The following is a 19,550-nucleotide window of genomic DNA, read 5'->3' as shown; positions in this document are numbered from 1 at the left end:
CCAACGCCGCGACCGGCCGTTGATCAATCCGCGTCGAGAACGGCCGGCTCGATGATGCCGGCACGCTCGGTGATCACCCTGTATTGCTCGGGCCGCCGGTGGGCGGCGAAGTTGAACATCTTGTCCTTGCCTTGGCGGCAGAGGTCGAGATCGATGTCGGCGACGATCACCTCGTCGGCCAGCGTCTGCGCCTGGGCGACGATGCGGCCATTGGGATCGACGATGCAGGAGCCGCCGATCAGGCCGGAGCCGTCCTCCTCGCCCGCCTTCGCCACCGAGATCGCCCAGGTCGCGTTCATATAGGCGTTAGCCTGCGTCACCAGCGTCGAGTGGAAAGTGCGCAAGGCCCCGTCTTCCGTCGTCCCGCCGTTGGGATCGTAGGCCGCCGAATTGTAACCGATGCAGACGAGCTCGACGCCTTGCAGACCGAGCACGCGCCAGGATTCCGGCCAGCGGCGGTCGTTGCAGATCATCATGCCCATGATGGCATGGGCCCAGGAAGAGCCGGCGCGGAAGGCGGGAAAGCCGAGGTCGCCATACTCGAAGTAGCGCTTCTCGAGCTGCTGGTAGCGCGCGCCCGGACGCGGCTCGACCGAGCCCGGCAGGTGCACCTTGCGATAGCGGCCGAGAACCTCGCCGTCGCGATCGACCAGGATGGAGCAATTGTAGCGCCGGCCCTCCGGCGTCAGCTCGGCATAGCCGACATAGAAGCCGACGCGCAGTGCACGGGCGCGGTCGAACAGCTTTGCCACTGCGGGGTTCGGCATGCTGCGCTCGAAATACCGGTCGAGCGCCTCGCCTTCGAGCAGCCAGCGTGGGAAGAAGGTGGTGAAGGCGAGCTCCGGAAACACCACAAGGCTCGCACCCCGGCCGGCCGCCTCCTCCAGCATGTCGAGCATGCGCGACAACGTATGATCGCGGCTATCCGCTTTTTGCGTCGGCCCCATCTGAGCGGCGGCGGCGCGAAGGACACGAACCAAGATTGCCTCCAATCTGTGCGCAGTGCTGCCTCAATGGGCGAACGAACCCTTTGATGCGACGTGCAAATCCGCCGCCATTACGGACAAGCACTGCTGCAAAATCAATTCGCGTTGCTATGATGTTTTGGCCCTGACTATAATCGGCAGTGATATGAACCTGCGTCAGCTCGAGATCCTGCGCGCCGTCATCCGCCACCGCACCACGGTGGCGGCGGCGGACGAATTGGCGCTATCGCAGCCCGCGGTCAGCAATGCGCTGAAGACGATGGAGGCGCAGGCCGGCTTTGCGCTCTTCGAGCGCCTCAACAACCGGCTGTTTCCAACCGCCGAAGCGATGGCGCTCTACAAGGAGAGCGAGGCGATCTTTGCGCTGCATGCCAAGCTCGAGAACCGCGTCCGCGATCTGCGCGAGAACCGCTCCGGGCATCTCGCCATCGTGGCGACGCCGCCGCTCGCCTACAGCATCATTCCATCCGCGCTGTCGGGCTTCCTGCGCCGCCGACCCGAGACGCGGGTGTTCTTCGACGTACGGCGCTATGAGGGCATCATCGAGGGTGTGCTGAGCCGTGTCGCCGAGCTCGGCTTCGCGCTCGGACTGACGCATCATCCCGGGATCGCGCATGAGGTGGTGCATACCGGCGAGATGGTTTGCGTGCTGCCGCCGCAGCATCCGCTCGCGGAACGGCCGGTGATCTCGGCCACGGATCTCTCCGGCCTGCCCTTCATCGGACTCGAGCGCGGCACGCGGCTCGGCGAAGCCGTGCGCGACAGCTTTGCCCGCGCCGGTGCGCCGTTCCGGCCGACGGTCGAGGTGCGCTACTGCAACACGGCCTGCGTGCTGGCCGCCGCCGGCGTCGGTGCGGCGGTGGTCGATCCCTTCTCGCCGCGACAGAACGGCGGCAGCGGCCTCGTCGTCCGCCCGTTCACGCCGACGACGCAGGCGGTCGCCTATATGCTATGGTCGGAAGCCGAGCCGCTGTCGCGTCTGGCCAAGGCCTTCCTCAACGAGATCCGCAAGGAGAGCGCTCTTCTCGAGCGCACAGCGCCGCACCAGCAACATGGGGCAGAAAGCGGCTGAGCTTCGCAACCTTTTGACCGGGAGGCCCATGGCACGCATCACCATCATCGAGACCGGAGAGGTGCCGCAAAAATACCGCGAGCGCCACGGTTCATTTCCGGACATGTTCGCGCGCATGATCCGCGCCGAGGAGCCGGCCGCGACGATCGAGGTCGTCAGCATCCCCCACGGCGATGCGCTTCCCGATCCGAGCCAGCTCGAGGCCGTCCTGATCACCGGCGCGGCGGCCGGCGTCTATGACGGGCTGGACTGGATCGCGGCGCTGGAAGATTTCGTGCGGACGGCCTACGCCAACAAGACGCCGATGGTCGGCGTCTGCTTCGGACACCAGCTGATCGCGCAGGCGCTCGGCGGCACCGTGCGCAAGTCGGAGAAGGGTTGGGGCATCGGCCGGCACGTCTATCAGGTGCTGCCGGAGAACGGCGTGATCGACGGCGAAGCCGTCGCGATCGCCGCCTCGCATCAGGACCAGGTGATCGAGCCGCCGAACGACGCACTGACGATCCTCTCGTCCGACTTCGCCCCGCATGCCGGCCTGCTCTATGCCAACGGCGCAACGCTGACCGTGCAGCCGCATCCGGAGTTCGACCTGGGGTTTGCGCAAGTGTGCTGCGATCTGCGCGACGGCAAGGCGCCGGAGGATGTCGTTGCCAAGGCAAGAGCGTCGCTGGCCGAGCCAATGGATAATGCGAAGCTCGGCGGGGCGATCACGAGGTTTTTGGCGAAGCGCTGATTTCACCTCGCCCCGCTTGCGGGAGAGGTCGGATTGCATCGAAGATGCAATCCGGGTGAGGGGGATTCTCCGCGAGTCCGTCTGCCATCGAGTTTGCTGAGACAGCCCCTGACCCCAACCCTCTCCCCGTAAGAACGGGAGAGGGAGAGGAAGTGGTTCAGAACGGATCCGCTCCCAGCCCCGGCACATCGGCCGGCCGCGGCCCGGGCGCTGCCCAGCGAAACCGGCGGTCCTTCTCCGCAATGGCGATGTCGTTGATCGAGGCCTCACGGCGCTTCATCAGGCCGTGCTCGTCAAACTCCCATTGCTCGTTGCCGTAGGAGCGATACCACTGTCCGCTTGCATCGTGCCATTCGTACTGGAAGCGCACCGCGATGCGGTTGCCGTCGAAGGCCCAGAGGTCCTTGATCAGGCGGTAATCCTGCTCCTTCTCCCATTTGCGGGTGAGGAAGGCGACGATGGCCTCGCGGCCCTGGAACACTTCGGAGCGGTTACGCCAGCGGCTGTCCTCGGTATAGGCGAGCGAGACCCGCACCGGATCGCGTGAATTCCAGGCATCCTCGGCCATGCGGGCCTTTTGCGCGGCGGTCTCGCGGGTGAAGGGTGGAAGCGGCGGGCGCGACATGATGGCCTCATCGGTTGATCGGGACCGCGAATGTATCGTCGCAATTGGCGGAGTCGATAGGCCATCCGCTATCGGGCGATCACGAAAGCAGATCAGCCTTCATCAGCTGGCGGATCGATTTCGGAATCGGCTGGGCGCGACCGCCGCTGATGAAGGCGACGCGGACCTCGGCCTTCACCAGCACGTCGTCGCCGCGCCGCACCTCCTGCGCCAGCATGATGGACGCCCCCTTCACCGCGACCGGCCAGGTCACGACGTCGAGCACGTCATCCATTCGCGCGGGCTTCAAGAAGTCCAGGTGCATCGAACGCACCACGAAGGCGAAGCCCGCACCTTCCGTCTCGGTCTGCTCGAACAGCACCTGCTGCTCGGCGCCCATCAGCCTGAGATGATTGGTGCGTCCGCGCTCCATGTAGCGCAGGTAATTGGCGTGATAGACGATGCCGGAAAAATCCGTGTCCTCGTAATAGACGCGGACCTGCATGTGGTGGCGGCCGTCGCGGATCTCGCCGTCGAGATGAGCTGTCACGTCGCGAGCCTCTTCGCTGGTCGGGTACCGGCTCGTTTTGCGCAAAAACAGCCAGACGCGCAAGCGTGTTAGGACACAACCGGCCCTGCCCGCCCCAGCGTCACCTCGACGATCTCGGGCGGCACGCCGACGCGGAGCGGCATGATGCTGCAACCGAGGCCGCCGGAGACGATGAGATCGCATTTCAGGCGGAAGTGGCCATAGGCGAGCCGCAGGCCGTTTCTGGGCGAGACCGCCGGCGACCAGCCGAGCAGGCGAACCTGGCCGCCATGGGTATGGCCGGACAGCTGCAGCGCGACGCGCGCGGGGACGAGCGGCGCAATATTAGGCTCGTGCGCGAGCAGGATGACGGGCGCATCGTCGGTGATCTTGGCCAGCGTGCCGGCGAGATCGTCGGAACCGAAGCGCACCACGTTCCGAAACCGGCGCGCCGGCAGGAAGGCGAGCTGATCGCCGAGCCCCGCAAGCCAGAACGGACGGCCGTTCTTGGTCAAGCGCACGACATCGTTCTCGTAGACGGGGATGCCGGCCGCCTCCAGCGCACGATGTGCGATGGTCGGCCCGCGCCCTGCCCGCTGCACGGTTCTGTCGTCCCAATAATCGTGGTTGCCCATGACGGCATGGACGCCGAGGGGCGCCTTCAGGCGCCCCAGCACCCTCGCCCATTCGCTCGACGGAATGAAGCGCGTGACATGGTGAAGGCCGGCGACATAGTCGCCGAGCAGCACGATGAGATCGGCGTTGAGCGCGTTGGTCCGGTCGACGATGCCCTCGATGCGCTCCAGCGACATCCAGGGATCGCAGGCATGGATGTCGGCGATGGCGGCAATCTTCAGCGGAAGATCCGCCGGCCACTGCCGCGGCATCGGATGATAGCGCGTGACGCGGAGGCGCAGCACCGGTTCGACACCGACGCCATAAGCTGCGGTCGAGACACCGAGGGCGGACAGGCCGCCGATGGAACGGATGAGATGACGGCGCGTGATCATGGAAGCCCGATGATGATGCGACGTCTTGATGATATCCGATTGGAGCGGAATTGGGGTGCGTTCGTGCAGATCGTCTGCACGAGGTTAACGGAAGTTCATCAAGCCGGAACAGCGCTGGGCTCAGCAGATCACTCGTCGCTATCATCCGTGCCGAACAGGCCGAACTGCGCCGCCGTATCGCGCGACGGCTCGGCGATGCCGAGATGACGGAAGGCGTGCGAGGTCAGCAGGCGGCCGCGCGGGGTGCGCTGCAGATAGCCGCACTGGATCAGATAGGGCTCGATGATGTCCTCGATGGCATCGCGCGGCTCCGACAAGGCCGCGGCCATGGTCTCGACGCCGACCGGGCCGCCGCCATAGTTGAGCGCAATGGTGGTGAGATAGCGGCGATCCATGGCATCGAGGCCGGCAGCGTCGACCTCGAGCGCGCTCAGCGCGTGGTCGGCAATCTTGCGGTCGATCTTGTCGGCATCGGCCGCCGAGGCGAAATCGCGCACCCGGCGGAGCAGACGACCGGCGATGCGGGGCGTGCCGCGGGCGCGACGCGCGATCTCGTTGGCGCCATCAGCGCTCATGCCGACGTTGAGCACGCGCGCGCCGCGGCTGACGATGCTCTCCAATTCCTCGATCGTATAGAAGTTCAGCCGCACCGGAATGCCGAAGCGGTCGCGCAAGGGATTGGTGAGAAGGCCGGCGCGCGTGGTGGCGCCGACCAGGGTGAATTTGGACAGCTCGATCTTCACCGAGCGCGCCGCCGGCCCCTCGCCGATGATGAGGTCGAGCTGAAAGTCCTCCATCGCGGGATAGAGCACCTCCTCCACCGCCGGGCTGAGGCGATGGATCTCGTCGATGAAGAGCACGTCACGCTCTTCGAGATTGGTGAGGAGCGCGGCAAGATCGCCGGCCTTGGCGATCACCGGGCCTGACGTGGCGCGGAAACCGACACCGAGCTCTTTCGCCACGATCTGCGCCAGCGTGGTCTTGCCGAGGCCGGGGGGACCGACGAACAGCACGTGATCCAGCGCCTCTCCGCGCTTGCGCGCCGCCTCGATGAAGATCGAGAGGTTCTTGCGCGCCTGCTGCTGGCCGACGAAATCGGACAGCGATTGCGGCCGCAGCGCGGTGTCGCCGACATCATCGCTGCGGCGCTCAGGCGAGACCATGCGGCTGGCCTTGGGGTCGCTCACTTCGCGAGCTCCTTGAGGCCCAGCCGGATCAGCTGCGCCGTCTCGGCGCCCTCACCCGCACTGCGCGAGGCCGAGGCAATCGCCGCGGCGGCCTGCGGCTGGCCATAGCCGAGATTGACCAGCGCGGAGATGGCATCGGCAACGGGGCGCGGCGCGCGCTGGTCGTCGACGGCGCCGGCAAGATGCACGACGGCGGGATCGACATTGGCGAAGGCCGGCGCCTTGTCCTTCAATTCGGTGACGATGCGCTCGGCGACCTTGGGGCCGACGCCGGGCGTGCGCGCCACCGCGGCCTTGTCGCGCAGCGCAATCGCATTGGCGAGATCGGAAGGCTGTAGCGTGCCGAGCACGGCGAGTGCCACCTTGGCGCCGACGCCCTGCACGGTCTGGAGCAGGCGAAACCATTCGCGCTCCTGATCGGTGCGGAAGCCGAACAGTTTTATTTGATCCTCGCGGACATAGGTCTCGATGGAGAGCACCGCGGCCTCGCCCGGCGAGGGCAGATGCTGCAGCGTTCGCGAGGAGCAATGCACCTGATAGCCGACGCCCCCGACGTCGAGGATGACGAAATCCTCGCCGTAGGAATCGATCAGGCCCTTGAGCTTGCCGATCATAGCCCCACCACCTTCAGCCGGAGCGCGGTGCTCTGGCGGTGATGGGCGTGGGTGATGGCGATGGCGAGCGCGTCGGCGGCGTCCGCGGACGGCGGCTCGGCCTTCGGCAGCAGGATCTTCAGCATCATCGCGATCTGTTGCTTGTCGGCGTGGCCGGCGCCGACCACCGTCTTCTTGACCTGGTTCGGCGCGTATTCTGCGACAGAGATGCCGAACATTGCGGGCGCCAGCATGGCGACGCCGCGGGCCTGGCCGAGCTTCAGCGTCGCAACCCCGTCCTTGTTGACGAAGGTCTGCTCGACCGCCGCTTCCGCCGGCCGGTGATCGGACAGGACGGACGCGAGCCCTTCATGGATCGCGAGCAGCCGGCTCGCCAGCGGCAGATCGTCCGGCGGTTCCACCGAGCCGCAGGCCACGTAGATCAGGCGATTGCCCTCGGCCTCGATCACGCCCCAGCCGGTGCGGCGCAGGCCGGGGTCGATGCCGATGATGCGAACGGGGCCACGAATCGGGAGCGCAGTCATGGGCCAGTGATAGCGGCTGGCCGCGGCGGGGGAAACAGAAACAGAACGAAAGTAACAGGGGAAAGGCGGTCTCGCCCCGGGCGCGACGCAGCGCGTCCGGGACGCGAGAGCGGCCTCAGCCGCCCATCTTCGCAACAAGCGCGTCCGACACCTCGAAATTGGCGTAGACGTTCTGGACGTCGTCGTGCTCGTTGAGCAGGTCCATCAGCTTCAAGAGCTTCTCGCCGGTCTCGTCGTCGACCGCAATCGTGTTCTGCGGCTTCCAGATCAGCGCGGCCTTGCGCGGCTCGCCGAACTTGGCTTCCAGCGCCTTGGCGACGTCGCGATAGCTTTCGGTCGAGGCGTAGATCTCGTGGCCGCCCTCGCCCGAGATCACATCGTCGGCGCCGGCCTCGATCGCGGCGTCCAGCACGGCGTCATCGGAGGCGACCCTGCGGTCATATTCGATGATGCCGGTGCGGTCGAACATGAAGGAGACCGAGCCGGTTTCGCCGAGATTGCCGCCGGACTTGGTGAAGAAGGAGCGGATGTCGGAGGCGGCGCGGTTGCGGTTGTCGGTCAGCGCCTCGACGATGACGGCGACGCCGCCCGGCCCGTAACCCTCGTAGCGGATCTCGTCATAGTTTTCGCCGTCGCTGCCGAGCGCCTTCTTGATGGCGCGCTCGATATTGTCCTTCGGCATGTTTTCCTGGCGCGCCGCGATCACGGCGGCGCGCAGGCGCGGGTTCATGGCGGGATCGGGGGTGCCCAGCTTGGCGGCGACGGTGATTTCCCGCGCCAGCTTGCCGAACAGCTTCGACTTCTGGGCATCCTGCCGCCCCTTGCGGTGCATGATGTTCTTGAATTGGGAGTGTCCGGCCATGCGTGATCTCGTGATGGAATCGTGCGCCAAGGGTGAGCGTGGGAAGCGCGGCCTTATAGGCCGCCAGCCCACCGGAATGAAAGGGGGCTCTACGACTTTAAGGTAATACCGTAACGGAAGTGCCCAGATGTCAGGCACCGTTAACCCTGATTTCATTCCGGACTGCGAAAATAGCGTCCGACTGTTCCCCGACAAGAGAAACCCGATGGCCTTCGGACTATTTCGGAAGCGTCTACCGGACATGGCTGCGCCTGCGGCCGCCGCGCAGCCGGCGGCCCATTCCGAGCCCGTCGCAGCCACCGAGGGTGATTCGGCCCGGGAAATCCTGGAGTTGCTGGAACTTGAGCTCGGCGCCATGATCCGGCAGCTTGAGCGCGCCGCCAATTCCGTCGCCGGCGGGGCCGAGGCGACCGCGGCGACCCTCGCCGCCATTCGCGACCGCACCGATGCCCTGACCGGCCGGACCAACGCGGCGCAGTCCACCGCCTCCACCTTCGCCCATGCCGCCGACAAGTTCACCCAGTCCGCGCAAGGCATCGGCGCGCAGGTCCGCGAGGCCGGCAAGCTCGCCGACGAGGCCAGCGCCGCCGCGCAGGAAGCCCGCGCCAATGTCGACCGCCTGCGCGAATCCTCCGCGGCCATCGGCAACGTCGTCAACCTGATCGCGCAGATCGCGCGGCAGACCACGCTGCTTGCGCTCAACTCGACCATCGAGGCCGCCCGCGCGGGCGCAGCCGGAAAAGGCTTTGCCGTCGTCGCCACCGAGGTCAAGGCGCTCGCGGTGCAGACCCAGAGCGCGACCGAGGAGATCACCAAGAAGATCGACGCGCTGCAGCGCGACGCCGCCGGCTCGGCGGACGCGGTGCACCGCATCTCGCAGGCGATCGAGGCGATCCGCCCGGTGTTCGACACCGTCAACGGCGCGGTCGCCGAGCAAAACGCCACGACCAGCGAAGTCTCCGGCAATGCCGCCAGCGCCTCGGAGTTCATCATCTCGGTCGGCGAGAGCGCGGCCGAGATCGACGCCGCGACCAAGGCCGCCGAGACCCATGGCGAAAGCGTCGCCAGCGCCGGCAAGGCCGTCACCACCTTCGCCCAGAAGCTGAAATCGCGCTGCGCCGTGCTGCTGCGACAAAGCGAGCACGACGACCGCCGCAAGACCGAGCGGCTGCCCTGCCACCTCAAATTCGAAACCGCGCGCGGCGTGATGCCGGTCTATGAAATCGCGATGGAGGGCGTCCTGATCGGCGGCGCGGACGCGAGCCGGCTCGGGGCGCAAGCCATGATCGAAGGCAGCCTGGAGGACATCGGCGCCTGCCGCCTGCGCGTGGTCGAGCAATCGAAGGCCGGCGCCCGCGCGCAATTCGTCGGCGCCACCGCCGCGCTCAGCGAGAAGATCGAGGACAAGCTCTGGTCGATCCACGAGGAGAACACCGAACTCGTCACCCGTGCGATGGAAGCGGGCAACGCGCTGACGAAGATCTTCGAGCAGGCGGTTGCGCGCGGCGAGGTCGGGATCGACGACCTGTTCGACACCGACTATGTGGAGATTGCAGGCACCAATCCGCAGCAATACCGCACCAGATATCTCGACTGGGCCGATCGCGCCCTGCCGCCGTTCCAGGAGGCCTTCCTGGCGAAGGAGCCGCGGCTGGCGTTCTGCGCCATGGTCGACCGCAACGGCTTTTTGCCGGTGCACAACAAGATCTATTCGCATCCGCAGCGGCCGGGCGACGTCGCCTGGAACACGGCCAACAGCCGCAACCGGCGCATCTTCAACGATCCGGCGGGGCTGGCTGCCGCACGCAACCTGCGATCGTACCTGGTCCAGAGCTATGCGCGCGACATGGGCAACGGGAACACGGTGATGATGCGCGAGATCGACGTCCCGATCCGCGTGCAGGGCCGGCACTGGGGCGGCTTCCGCACGGCCTACAAGCTGTAGTGCACGCTCAGGCAAGACGCCGGGCGCGAATCATCCTCTAAGGTCGGACCTGGAATCGGAATGCTGCCGAGGAGCCGATCAACGGCTCCGACTGGAGAGAGCCCCGTACATGTCCTTTGCACAACTTGCCGTATTGGACACCGCCTCCAACCGGACGCTGGCCGAACGCCTGATCGACCAACTCGCCGACCGCATCGGCGGTCTCGGCGTCGAGCTCGCCGACATCGCCGGCAACGTCCAGGACGTCGCCAACCGCGTCGCGAGCCAGTCGGAACGGTTTCACCATCTGCAGAAGACGGCCGAGACGATGGTCTCGGCCAATCACGACATCGCCAACGCCTCGCAGGCGGTGCAAACCACGACGTCGGCTGCGGTCGGCGAGATCGCGCAGTCGCGCGGCGCCGTCGACACCGCGGTCAGCCACATCTCCGAGCTCGTCGCCGCGGTGGAGCGGATCGAGGCGCGCCTGTCCGCCGTCGGCGCGGCGCTGACGCAGGTGGCGAAGGTTTCCGGCTCGATCGAGGCGATCGCCAAGCAAACCAACCTGCTCGCGCTCAATGCCACCATCGAAGCGGCGCGCGCCGGCAATGCCGGCCGCGGCTTTGCGGTGGTCGCAAGCGAGGTCAAGAACCTCGCGGAGGCCACGCGCCAGGCCACGCATGAGATCTCCGACACCGTGCGCGATCTCGACGGCCAGATCGAAGGCCTGATCGGCGACAGCAGCGATGCCTCGCAGCGCGCCAAGACCGCCGGCGAAGGCGCGCAAGCGATTTCCGGCATCATCTCGCGCGTCCAGCAGGGCTTCGCCTCGGTCGAAGCCGAGATCGACGGCGTCGCGCGCGCGGCGACCTCCAATCTCGGCCATTGCGACACCGTGATCAGCGAGCTCAGCGAGCTCGCCAAGGGCGTCGACCTCTCCTCGCGCGACCTCCGAAGCGCCGACGAGCGGGTGGCGAAGCTGCTCGATACTTCCGAAGGCCTGATCGCGCTGATCGCCGACAGCGGCGTGGAGACATCGGACGCGCCGCTGGTCCGTATCGTCGTCGACACCGCGAAGCAGATCTCGGCCGAGTTCGAGGCCGCGATCGAGCGCGGCGAGATCACGCTCGACCAGCTCATGGACGAGACCTATCGCGAGATATCAGGCACCGATCCGAAGCAGTACCTCACCGATTACGTCGCGTTCACCGACCGCGTGCTGCCCGCGATCCAGGACCCGATCCAGACATCCGATCCGCGCATCGTGTTCTGCGTCGCCTGGGCCAAAGGCGGGTACCTGCCGACGCACAATCCGAACTACCGCCTGCCGCAGGGCAAGGACCCGGTCTGGAACAACGCCAATTGCCGCAACCGCCGCCTGTTCACCGACCGCGCGGTGAAGAAGGTCGCGGCCAACACAAAGCCGTTCCTGCTGCAGACCTATCGCCGCGACATGGGCGGCGGCCAGTTCGTGCTGATGAAGGACCTGTCCTCGCCGATCATGATCCGCGGCAAGCACTGGGGCGCCTTCCGGATGGGCTTTCGCCAGGGCTGACGAGAGCGCTCCGGCGCCCTCAAAACAAAAAGCTCGAAAACAACCCCATGCACAGTAGCCGGGATGTGTGGAATCAATGGCTTACGCCGGCAGGCCGTGGCGCGCGTTGACTCGTCGGGCAAAACAGGGCTAGAATGCTATTATTCCGAAATTGTGATGCGATTCGCCCCGCCGCCTGCCGAGCACAAAAGCCGACTGCACTGGTGCGGCGGCCGACGTTGCCGTAGACATGCCGCCGCGCATTCGCACGAACCCGAACACAGCAAGCTGGCTTTTCGATGTCCTGTCCACCCGCCCAAATCGGCGCGCCGTTTTCCGAGATCGATACACCGGCGCTGATCATCGACCTCGACGCCTTCGAGCGCAATCTCGACACGATGGCGGCGACGGTGAGCAAGCTCGGCGTTCGCTTGCGGCCGCATGCGAAGACGCACAAGTCGCCGATCATCGCGGCCAAGCAGATCGCGCGCGGCGCGGTCGGCCTATGCTGCCAGAAGGTCGCCGAGGCCGAGATCCTGGTGGCGGGCGGGGTGAGCGACGTGCTCGTCAGCAATGAGGTGGTGGGCCTGCGGAAGCTGGAACGGCTCGCAGGCCTCGCGCGCCACGCACGCATCGGCGTTTGCGTCGACGATGCGATCATGGTCGAGCAGCTGTCGCACGCCGCGGAGCGGGCAGGATCGCAAATCGAAGTCCTGGTCGAGATCGACGTCGGCGCCGGTCGTTGCGGCGTCAGGCCGGGCCCGGCGGTGGCCACCCTGGCGCGGCAGGTGACGGCGTCGCGCTTCCTGTCGTTCGGCGGCTTGCAGGCCTATCACGGCTCCGCCCAGCATCTGCGCACGCCGGAGGAGCGGCGCGCGGCCATCGCCGGTGCCGCGAACGCGACCGCGGAGACACTGCGCGTCCTCAAGGACGCGGGCTTTCAGTGCCGGACGATTGGAGGTGCGGGAACCGGCACATTCGAGATCGAAGGCGCGAGCGGCATCTGGAACGAATTGCAGGCGGGCTCCTATATCTTCATGGACGCCGACTACGCCAAGAACCTCGCCGACGGGGCGCGCAACGCCAATCCGTTCGAGCATGCGCTGTTCGTGATCGCGACGGTGATGAGCACCGGCGCCGGCGAACGCGCCGTCATCGACGCCGGCCACAAGGCCCTGTCGAACGACAGCGGATTTCCGACCGTGCTCGGCCGGCCCGACCTGCGCTATCACAGGCCCTCCGACGAGCACGGCCTGCTCGAGTTCGACAGCGCTTCGCCGCGACTGGCGATCGGCGACAAGGTGACGCTGATCCCCGGCCATTGCGACCCGACCGTCAATCTCTACGACTGGTATGTCGGCGTGCGAGGCTTCGGCACGCCGGATGCCCGCGTGGAGGCACTTTGGCCAGTCGCGGCGCGGGGCGCGGTCACCTGAGATTGACGCGTGATTGCGCGCGACGATCTCCGCCGTCGTCCCGGACAAGCAAAGCGGAGATTCGGGACCCATGCCCCCGCAGCAAGAGATTGACGAACAATCGGAGCGACCAGCTTCGCGAAACAACGGGGTCCTTGGAGCAGGAGTCCCGGCCCCTCGTTCGCAATTGCGCACCAGGCGTGCACTCATCATTAGGGACTGCCCTTTTCCAAGGGACGTGCAGACATTGCCTGAGCCGACCGTTTGCACACAACCAAGACCCAAAGCGGATCTTTGCGGCGGTAGTCCTCGGCAGCTATGATGCCAGCCCATGAAGACAGCATTTGACCTAGCAACGAGGCCCTGTCGTCGATGAGACTAACATGCTTGTTCTTGTTGCTTGCATCGATGCAGTCCGTCGACGCTCAGCAGCAAAGCCCGAAAGTAACTTTACGATGCACCGGAACGAGTAGGTTGGTGGGTAGGCCCGGAGCAGAGTTGGAATTTGCACCCCTCTCCAATCTCGGCATCATTGTGAGCGACGTCGATCAAACAGTGTCTTTTCAGGATAAGATCCTACCGATCACGAAGATTACTCCCTTGCTTGTGGGGTTCAGCAGCCAATACGCGAATGGGCAGCCGACCATCTCTGGCCGGATAGATCGGCTGACCAAGAGCGTCGAAATCGATTGGACGTATGAAAACGTCGGCGAGAACACCCATTGGGAGCTCAAGTGCCGTCCCGAGGGTCGCTTTCGTGATTGGGGGTGAGCAGCTTTACCTCGTTGCCGCAGCCCACGGCCGAGGATCTGTCGGTGGCCAGGGGTAGACCGGACCTAACTTAAAGCCGGCACGACCGTCGCGATTGACCCAAAGCGGACAAGTTCACCGCGTGTTATTAGGACGTTCAATACCGACCTACGGCGACGGTGCCTCGGCTTTCGGCATGAGGTTAGGCAATGATCAGGTTTGGTGTATTCGGTGTACTCGGACCATTGGCAGGGTACTTTGTGTTCCTCGGTCTTGGTGGCGGCTTCAGTGGTCCCAGTTCAGCCGGGGTCGCATTTATCATGTTGCTGCCGGTCGCTTGGATTGCGGGTGTAGTGCCGGCCCTATTGACGGCCTCTTTTGATCAATCGTTGGCCCGACTTGGAGCCACACCAGCCCAACGATATTTGCTGACGGCGCTCGTCGGATATGCCGCTGCATACTTGTTGATGTTGGCAAACTTTCTGGAAGCGGAGCCACTATTTCCTTTTCAATCTTCGTGGGGACTGGTCGGGGCAATCCCTGCCGCCGTCTGCTCCTTCGTGACTGAAAGGCTCGAATTGCCAGTCTGATGAACTGTCGTAGTCCAAGCGTTGCCTATCTCGATGCCCGCCCAAGTGTCGGCTTTGGAAGGAAGACCGGGAGTAGCTCGCAGCGGCCTCGACCGCCGATTTTTACCCATCCCGGACATGGCGCGGAGCGCTAGTGATGTCAGCTTGTGCATAGAGAGATTGCCACCAGCACCCCAGATAACCAATAGCTATATGCCCTTCAATTTATCTACTTGGGCGCTTACGATGACCCATACTGGGTTAAACCTGACTCGCACATCTTCACGCGCTCCGCAGCGGCTTGGGCTCTTCTCCCCAACGACGTTGACTGCTTCAGCGCCCATATGATGGACGAACAAGGCAATCCTCAAGAGCCCATCGCGCGGAAAGTCTAGTACCCGCACGCGGTCAAGCCCGGGTCAAATCGTACTGACCTGTGCCGAGCACAGAAAACCCCGCCGAAGCGGGGTCTCAACGCAAATCTAGCTGGTGGATGCTAGCTTTTGGCCATTCTCGCCATGCACTCTTTGACATAGGCGGTCTTCTTAGACAGATGAAGGCCCCGTGCAGAAGCTTCTGACTTGCACGCCTTCTGCTTCATTTGCCACTCGGAGTTCTGCGCCGCACTCCCAGCAAATGCGGGCGTCGCGATGATTGCCCCGAATGCAACCGCGGCTGTGATAACGCCAATGTATTTCATAAAATCTCCACAGGTGTGATGCATCAAGGATCATATTAAGAAAGTTGTGTACTAAGGCAACTTAGATGACGCTCAAAATATCATCATAGCGGCTCGTTCTTGAACAAGTAAGAGGCAATAAGACGAAGTATCATGCAAAGGCGCGTGTGGTGTGTGCGGGGAGCCCGGTCTGCATACCGGCATCCTTGGCCTTCCAACTTCCCAGGCTGTTCGGAATAGCTCGCAGCTAAGGCAAGCTAGTTTGGGTACGGCGCAAGCTTTAAGCCGGCACCGTCCGGGGCTTCTGCTATTTGCCTAGTTGGCTCGTCCCCTGTCCTGAAGAATCCCCGCCAGCGGGTCTTTAAGGCACGCTTTCGGCTGCAGCAATACGAACCTCCGACGTCGCATGCTGGCCCATCTGCGAAGTCACGCCGCGCCTGACGGAGGTCCGCTTATTACGGCAGAGCGGACCAGGTTTTGCTCAACAGAGTTCTTCGCATTTTGACCCGAAGCGGTCCTGAAGAAATAACTTTCGTTTCGGTAGCTCGCAGCAATCGTTGCCGCACGTGGCGGTTACTCGCGTCTAATGAAATGAGCGTGGATGAAAGCGGAGCTGTCCAGGCACTCTCTGATGCTAGTGCCATCTTCGATCAGCTCATAACCGAGTACGGCGGACGAATAGCCAACACGGCCGGAAATAGCGTCTTGGCAGAGTTCGCGAGCGCCTTGGAGGCCGTTGAGTGCTGTATCGAAATGCAGCGAAATCGAAGACCGTGCGGCCGATCTCCCTGAAGATATCGCTCTCAGGTTTCGCATAGGGATTCATCTGGGCGATGTTGTCGTGCAGGGCTCCGACTTGGCTACGCCTTTCGGCCGCAGTGGCCTGCAAAGCCAGAAGGTCACAGGCTGCGTGACCTGTTGCACATAAAATCCTGCGCCTTCGATTTATCTTGATGTGACGGTGGTTAGCGATCCACCGCGAAAGGGACACATCTCATGAAGGAGGCACTTATGAATCCAAAGGTCAGACTACTTGCTAGTTCGGTCCTGGCGGCAACGCTCCTGACGGTCTCGATCCCGGCGGACGCTGGAGTTCGTGATCACCGGTCGAACGCGGGTGGCACCTACAGCACAAATACGTCACCGCCGCCGTCCGTCAACCGCCCTGGGCAGGCCACGACAGACAAGGCAACGAGCAATGGCGGCGTGACTGTTACATCCCGGCCGCGCCCGAAGCAGGAAGTAAAGGTGTGCATCATGGGTACAGGCTCATATGGGTGCACTTCAAACAAGATCGCGGTGACAGCCGCGAAGGTTGCGAGGGGAGACCCCATCAGGTGAACGGTGAAAAGTTGAAAAGCAGGACAATTCCGCTCTGCCCCGAATGGACTTGACGAGCCCGGGCTCACACCGTCTTCGAGCTTACGTGCTTCGTATCCCGGCGGTTCTAGTCGGCAGGCGCACCGTCATTCACAGCAGTGTACACATCCCATGAAGGAGGCACTTATGAATCCAAAGGTCAGACTACTTGCTAGTTCGGTCCTGGCGGCAACGCTCCTGACGGTCTCGATCCCGGCGGACGCTGGAGTTCGTGATCACCGGTCGAACGCGGGCGGCACCTACAGCACAAATACGTCACCGCCGCCGTCCGTCAACCGCCCTGGCCAGGCCACGACAGACAAGGCCACGAGCAATGGCGGCGTGACTGTTACATCCCGGCCGCGCCCGAAGAATGAGAGGGTCTGTCTCATCGTCGTTCCGGGTTCGTTGGGGTGCACTTCAAACCAGCGCGCAGTGGAAGCCGCGAAGTGGGCGAAAGGACAACAGTAAGCCACCACCTCCTCCCATTTGCTGAAAAGCAAAGGGGAGAAGAGCGGTTGAAATTCCGCTTTGCGACCGTTCACCCGCAGCCTTCATCGGACGGTTACAGTAAGTCGCAGCGCAAATCGGCTTGACGCCCAGGGCGACCAATCTTGATCAATGGCGATGCAATAGGCCTAGGCTGCAAGATCGAACGATGCGATCAAGGCACGCACATCATTGGCCAACTCGCGATAATGCTGGCATGCTCGCTGGTATAGCTCGCGATTGCTTCCTTTGGATCGACTAGCGATCAGCTCGCACTCCGCAGCGAGGTTCTCGAAACGCTCCAATTTGGCTTGGAAACCACTCATTGCTTGCCCCAATCTTTACTCAAGGGACAGCGACGATATTCGTCCAATTGCGTCAGCTCAAATACATTCAATGCTGCAAGTGCGAAGTCTCGTCACGCCCGTTGCCTATCGATGGTTGCAGATAAGCGATGGGCGTCGCGCAAGTCTATCGCGTGATGATCCGGACGCAGGGCTTTTGCCTCAGCCCAATGTGACCCTGACACGGAGAGGCTTTTTGGTTCAGTCGCGCTGACCGAGCGATCGGAAGATTGGTAAGTTCGTTGCTGCGGTGCATGAGTCCGCTTCTGGGCCCCAAAGCGGACGTCCCCTGGTTGCCCGCCGAGGTCCGCTGCTGAGGGCAAAGTCGATATCGTCGTTCGGGGACGACACCGGGTGATTTGGCTTCGCGCTTCAACTCAACCAGAACTTCGGCTTCGTCGGCTCCAGCCTTCCGCCCATGCGCACCGGCGCGATGCGGAGCGCTAGCCCCGTCGCATCATCGGTCTCCACCGCGACGCCGCTGAGCGTTGCTGCGCCCGCCGCCGGCTCGAAGCGGCCGGACGGAATCCCTGACGTGAACCTCCGCAGCGGCTCTTCCTTCTGCATGCCGATGATGGAATCGTAATCGCCGGTCATGCCGGCGTCGGTCATATAGGCGGTGCCGCCTGCGAGGATCTGGTGGTCGGCGGTCGGCACGTGGGTGTGGGTGCCGACGACGAGGCTGGCGCGGCCGTCGCAGAAGAAGCCGATGCCCTGCTTCTCGCTCGACGCCTCGCAATGGACATCGACGACGATGGCATCTGCCGCGACGCCGAGCGGACAGGCCCCCAATTCGCGTTCGAGTGCGGCGAAGGGATCGTCGAACGGGGTCATGAAGACGCGGCCCAAAGCGTTGACGACGAGCGCATGCCTGCCGTTCTTGGTCTCGACCAAAGCGGCACCGCGGCCGGGCGTACCGCGCGGATAGTTCGCCGGGCGCACCAGGCGGTCGGCGCGCTCGATGAAGACGAGCGCCTCGCGCTGGTCCCAGGAGTGATTGCCGAGCGTCACCGCGTCGGCGCCGGCCTCGAGAAACTCCTGGTAGATCGCTTCCGTGATGCCGAAGCCGCCGGCCGAGTTCTCGCCGTTGACGACGACGAGATCGAGCGACCAGTCCTTCACCATGCCGGGCAGATATTCGGAGACGGCCTCGCGCCCGCTACGGCCGACGACGTCACCCACGAAGAGAATGCGCAACTTCAGAACTCCGGAAATCGAACACGTCCGATTCCGTTAGCACATAATCCAGCGCGACGTCGTGGGATAGTGCCGGAACCGCCTCGATCTCCTGCGCTGCAAATGCAAGGCCGATGCCGACGATGTGCTTGGCTTTGCGCAAATGCGCGAAGGTGAAATCGTAATGGCCCGCGCCGTAGCCGATGCGATGGCCGAGGCGGTCGAAGGCGGCGAGCGGCGTCAGCATGATGTCGGGAATGACTTCGGCCGCCGCAGGTGACGGTTCGGGAATGCCGAGCGGGCCCAGCATCAGGCGGTCGTTCGGATGGAAGATGCGGAAGATCAGGGCCTGGCCGCGGGCGGTGACGCAGGGCAGCGCCAGCCTGGCGCCCTGCTCCGCGAGCTTTGCGAGCAGCGGCATCGGATCGATCTCGCTGCGGATCGGCGAATAGCCGGAGACGATGCTGCCGGGCAGCAGCTCGAACGGCAACCCGCGCCTGGCGAGCTTTGCGGCCGCTGCCGTACGCTTCTTCTCGCTCAGCGCATCGCGCCTGGCGAGGGCTTTGGCACGGAGCTCGGCTTTGGTGTTGGGCATGTGTGCTTGCTCCGAAGGCGAAGTCTTGCTCCGCCGTCATCACCCGCCTTGTGCGCCCTTGCGCACTGGGGCGGGTGATCCAGTATTCCAGAGACGCCAGTGATCAAACATCGACGCTGCGGCGTACTGGATGCCCCGGTCCCACGTGCGCAATTGCGCACTATGGGGACATGACACTGCCGGTTTGTCGTAGACCCCACTCGACAAGAACGCATTGCAAGCAAACGAAAGTGCGAAGCCGCGGACGCCGTTGAAGCACTCGATCCCGGAGTTCCCTACGAAAGTAGGTGGGCACCATATGTCCGGGCCCACGGGCCCGGCCAGGGACAGTTCCCTAAAGGATCGATAAGGCCCCGGGGATATATGGCTCCTGACGCACGTCGCAGCCTCGCTTGGGCAATGTAACAACGATACTGACGAATCGCCAGTGCGGCGAGCGGGTCGCCTTCGAGCCGCGCTTTCTTACCCTCCCCTGGAGGGGGAGGGTCGGCTCACATGGAGCGCAGCGAAATGTGAGACGGGGTGGGGTGATCTCTCCCCACGGGCAGTCCCCGTGTTGAGAGATCACCCACCCCGCTCGCGCTGCGCGCGATCG

The 19,550-nt window shown here is 64.1% G+C and carries 18 protein-coding genes and 1 other RNA gene; 7 read left to right on the top strand and 12 right to left on the bottom strand.

Features of this window, described 5'->3' with window-relative positions; genetic code table 11:
- Positions 1-23 precede the first annotated feature (23 nt).
- Entirely contained in the window at positions 24-980 is a 957-nt protein-coding gene (locus BDOA9_RS11315; protein WP_082847911.1) for an N-carbamoyl-D-amino-acid hydrolase, read from the bottom strand.
- Positions 981-1,131: 151 nt separating this feature from the next.
- On the opposite strand from BDOA9_RS11315, the gene BDOA9_RS11310 reads away from it, so the two are divergent.
- A complete protein-coding gene (locus tag BDOA9_RS11310) occupies positions 1,132-2,058 on the top strand; it encodes a LysR family transcriptional regulator (RefSeq protein ID WP_025034050.1) in 927 nt (308 codons plus the stop codon).
- A 28-nt stretch (positions 2,059-2,086) separates the two neighbouring features.
- Positions 2,087-2,791 (top strand): type 1 glutamine amidotransferase, encoded by a 705-nt coding sequence (locus BDOA9_RS11305; protein WP_025034049.1) that lies wholly within the window; start codon positions 2,087-2,089, stop codon positions 2,789-2,791.
- A gap of 157 nt (positions 2,792-2,948) precedes the next feature.
- Here BDOA9_RS11305 and BDOA9_RS11300 read toward each other — a convergent pair whose 3' ends face one another.
- From BDOA9_RS11300 to BDOA9_RS11270, 7 genes are all read right to left on the bottom strand, one after another.
- The gene (locus BDOA9_RS11300) at positions 2,949-3,416 is read right to left on the bottom strand and encodes a nuclear transport factor 2 family protein (RefSeq protein ID WP_025034048.1); all 468 of its coding nucleotides are present in this window, start codon (positions 3,414-3,416) and stop codon (positions 2,949-2,951) included.
- 79 nt (positions 3,417-3,495) lie between these two features.
- Positions 3,496-3,945 carry a tol-pal system-associated acyl-CoA thioesterase gene (gene ybgC / locus BDOA9_RS11295; RefSeq protein WP_025034047.1) on the bottom strand — a complete coding sequence of 150 codons (450 nt, stop codon included), beginning with the start codon at positions 3,943-3,945 and terminating at the stop codon, positions 3,496-3,498.
- Between the two features lie 68 nt (positions 3,946-4,013).
- Complete coding sequence (locus BDOA9_RS11290; RefSeq protein ID WP_025034046.1) at positions 4,014-4,934, bottom strand: metallophosphoesterase; 921 nt, start codon at positions 4,932-4,934, stop codon at positions 4,014-4,016.
- Positions 4,935-5,062: 128 nt separating this feature from the next.
- On the bottom strand, positions 5,063-6,121 hold the full coding sequence (gene ruvB, locus BDOA9_RS11285; RefSeq protein ID WP_025034045.1) for a Holliday junction branch migration DNA helicase RuvB: 1,059 nt from the start codon (positions 6,119-6,121) through the stop codon (positions 5,063-5,065).
- Positions 6,118-6,735: a Holliday junction branch migration protein RuvA gene (gene ruvA / locus BDOA9_RS11280; protein ID WP_025034044.1), complete on the bottom strand. Its 618-nt coding sequence runs from the start codon at positions 6,733-6,735 to the stop codon at positions 6,118-6,120. The genes ruvB and ruvA overlap by 4 nt, the downstream gene beginning before the upstream one ends.
- Entirely contained in the window at positions 6,732-7,259 is a 528-nt protein-coding gene (gene ruvC / locus BDOA9_RS11275; RefSeq protein ID WP_025034043.1) for a crossover junction endodeoxyribonuclease RuvC, read from the bottom strand. Before ruvC ends, ruvA begins: the two co-directional genes overlap by 4 nt.
- Before the next feature lie 115 nt (positions 7,260-7,374).
- Positions 7,375-8,121, bottom strand: coding sequence for a YebC/PmpR family DNA-binding transcriptional regulator (locus BDOA9_RS11270; RefSeq protein WP_025034042.1), 747 nt, complete (start codon positions 8,119-8,121; stop codon positions 7,375-7,377).
- A 205-nt stretch (positions 8,122-8,326) separates the two neighbouring features.
- Between BDOA9_RS11270 and BDOA9_RS11265 the strand changes: the two genes are divergently transcribed.
- The 5 genes from BDOA9_RS11265 (at position 8,327) to BDOA9_RS37810 (ending at position 14,334) form a co-directional block, all read left to right on the top strand.
- Positions 8,327-10,066: a methyl-accepting chemotaxis protein gene (locus BDOA9_RS11265; protein ID WP_025034041.1), complete on the top strand. Its 1,740-nt coding sequence runs from the start codon at positions 8,327-8,329 to the stop codon at positions 10,064-10,066.
- A 109-nt stretch (positions 10,067-10,175) separates the two neighbouring features.
- Positions 10,176-11,600 (top strand): methyl-accepting chemotaxis protein, encoded by a 1,425-nt coding sequence (locus BDOA9_RS11260; protein WP_025034040.1) that lies wholly within the window; start codon positions 10,176-10,178, stop codon positions 11,598-11,600.
- Positions 11,601-11,878: 278 nt separating this feature from the next.
- The gene (locus BDOA9_RS11255; RefSeq protein WP_025034039.1) at positions 11,879-13,015 is read left to right on the top strand and encodes a DSD1 family PLP-dependent enzyme; all 1,137 of its coding nucleotides are present in this window, start codon (positions 11,879-11,881) and stop codon (positions 13,013-13,015) included.
- Positions 13,016-13,492: 477 nt separating this feature from the next.
- Positions 13,493-13,765, top strand: coding sequence for a hypothetical protein (locus BDOA9_RS11250; RefSeq protein ID WP_152033225.1), 273 nt, complete (start codon positions 13,493-13,495; stop codon positions 13,763-13,765).
- Positions 13,766-13,953: 188 nt separating this feature from the next.
- Entirely contained in the window at positions 13,954-14,334 is a 381-nt protein-coding gene (locus BDOA9_RS37810) for a hypothetical protein (RefSeq protein ID WP_152033224.1), read from the top strand.
- A 475-nt stretch (positions 14,335-14,809) separates the two neighbouring features.
- Here BDOA9_RS37810 and BDOA9_RS11245 read toward each other — a convergent pair whose 3' ends face one another.
- The 4 genes from BDOA9_RS11245 to ssrS all read right to left on the bottom strand — a co-directional run bounded on the left by BDOA9_RS11245 (position 14,810) and on the right by ssrS (position 19,347).
- On the bottom strand, positions 14,810-15,013 hold the full coding sequence (locus BDOA9_RS11245) for a hypothetical protein (protein WP_025034037.1): 204 nt from the start codon (positions 15,011-15,013) through the stop codon (positions 14,810-14,812).
- A 2,543-nt stretch (positions 15,014-17,556) separates the two neighbouring features.
- Positions 17,557-18,381, bottom strand: coding sequence for a TIGR00282 family metallophosphoesterase (locus BDOA9_RS11235; protein WP_025034035.1), 825 nt, complete (start codon positions 18,379-18,381; stop codon positions 17,557-17,559).
- Positions 18,359-18,955: a 5-formyltetrahydrofolate cyclo-ligase gene (locus BDOA9_RS11230; RefSeq protein ID WP_025034034.1), complete on the bottom strand. Its 597-nt coding sequence runs from the start codon at positions 18,953-18,955 to the stop codon at positions 18,359-18,361. The genes BDOA9_RS11235 and BDOA9_RS11230 overlap by 23 nt, the downstream gene beginning before the upstream one ends.
- Positions 18,956-19,186: 231 nt before the next feature.
- Positions 19,187-19,347: non-coding RNA, 6S RNA (ssrS, locus tag BDOA9_RS11225), on the bottom strand.
- Positions 19,348-19,550 lie beyond the last annotated feature (203 nt).

It is taken from the genome of Bradyrhizobium sp. DOA9 (assembly GCF_000617845.2).
Classification (GTDB): Bacteria; Pseudomonadota; Alphaproteobacteria; order Rhizobiales; family Xanthobacteraceae; genus Bradyrhizobium.
The sequence above is the reverse complement of the archived record's forward strand: the minus strand, read 5'-3'. Positions and strand labels throughout refer to the sequence as shown.

Excerpts from the sequence above, each read along its gene's own strand:
- BDOA9_RS11310 (WP_025034050.1), top strand. The coding sequence starts at position 1,132 with ATGAACCTGCGTCAGCTCGAGATCCTGCGCGCCGTCATCCGCCACCGC.
- BDOA9_RS11305 (WP_025034049.1), top strand. The coding sequence starts at position 2,087 with ATGGCACGCATCACCATCATCGAGACCGGAGAGGTGCCGCAAAAATAC.
- BDOA9_RS11300 (WP_025034048.1), bottom strand. The coding sequence starts at position 3,416 with ATGTCGCGCCCGCCGCTTCCACCCTTCACCCGCGAGACCGCCGCGCAA.
- BDOA9_RS11290 (WP_025034046.1), bottom strand. The coding sequence starts at position 4,934 with ATGATCACGCGCCGTCATCTCATCCGTTCCATCGGCGGCCTGTCCGCC.
- ruvA (WP_025034044.1), bottom strand. The coding sequence starts at position 6,735 with ATGATCGGCAAGCTCAAGGGCCTGATCGATTCCTACGGCGAGGATTTC.
- ruvC (WP_025034043.1), bottom strand. The coding sequence starts at position 7,259 with ATGACTGCGCTCCCGATTCGTGGCCCCGTTCGCATCATCGGCATCGAC.
- BDOA9_RS11270 (WP_025034042.1), bottom strand. The coding sequence starts at position 8,121 with ATGGCCGGACACTCCCAATTCAAGAACATCATGCACCGCAAGGGGCGG.
- BDOA9_RS11265 (WP_025034041.1), top strand. The coding sequence starts at position 8,327 with ATGGCCTTCGGACTATTTCGGAAGCGTCTACCGGACATGGCTGCGCCT.
- BDOA9_RS11260 (WP_025034040.1), top strand. The coding sequence starts at position 10,176 with ATGTCCTTTGCACAACTTGCCGTATTGGACACCGCCTCCAACCGGACG.
- BDOA9_RS11255 (WP_025034039.1), top strand. The coding sequence starts at position 11,879 with ATGTCCTGTCCACCCGCCCAAATCGGCGCGCCGTTTTCCGAGATCGAT.
- BDOA9_RS37810 (WP_152033224.1), top strand. The coding sequence starts at position 13,954 with ATGATCAGGTTTGGTGTATTCGGTGTACTCGGACCATTGGCAGGGTAC.
- BDOA9_RS11245 (WP_025034037.1), bottom strand. The coding sequence starts at position 15,013 with ATGAAATACATTGGCGTTATCACAGCCGCGGTTGCATTCGGGGCAATC.
- BDOA9_RS11230 (WP_025034034.1), bottom strand. The coding sequence starts at position 18,955 with ATGCCCAACACCAAAGCCGAGCTCCGTGCCAAAGCCCTCGCCAGGCGC.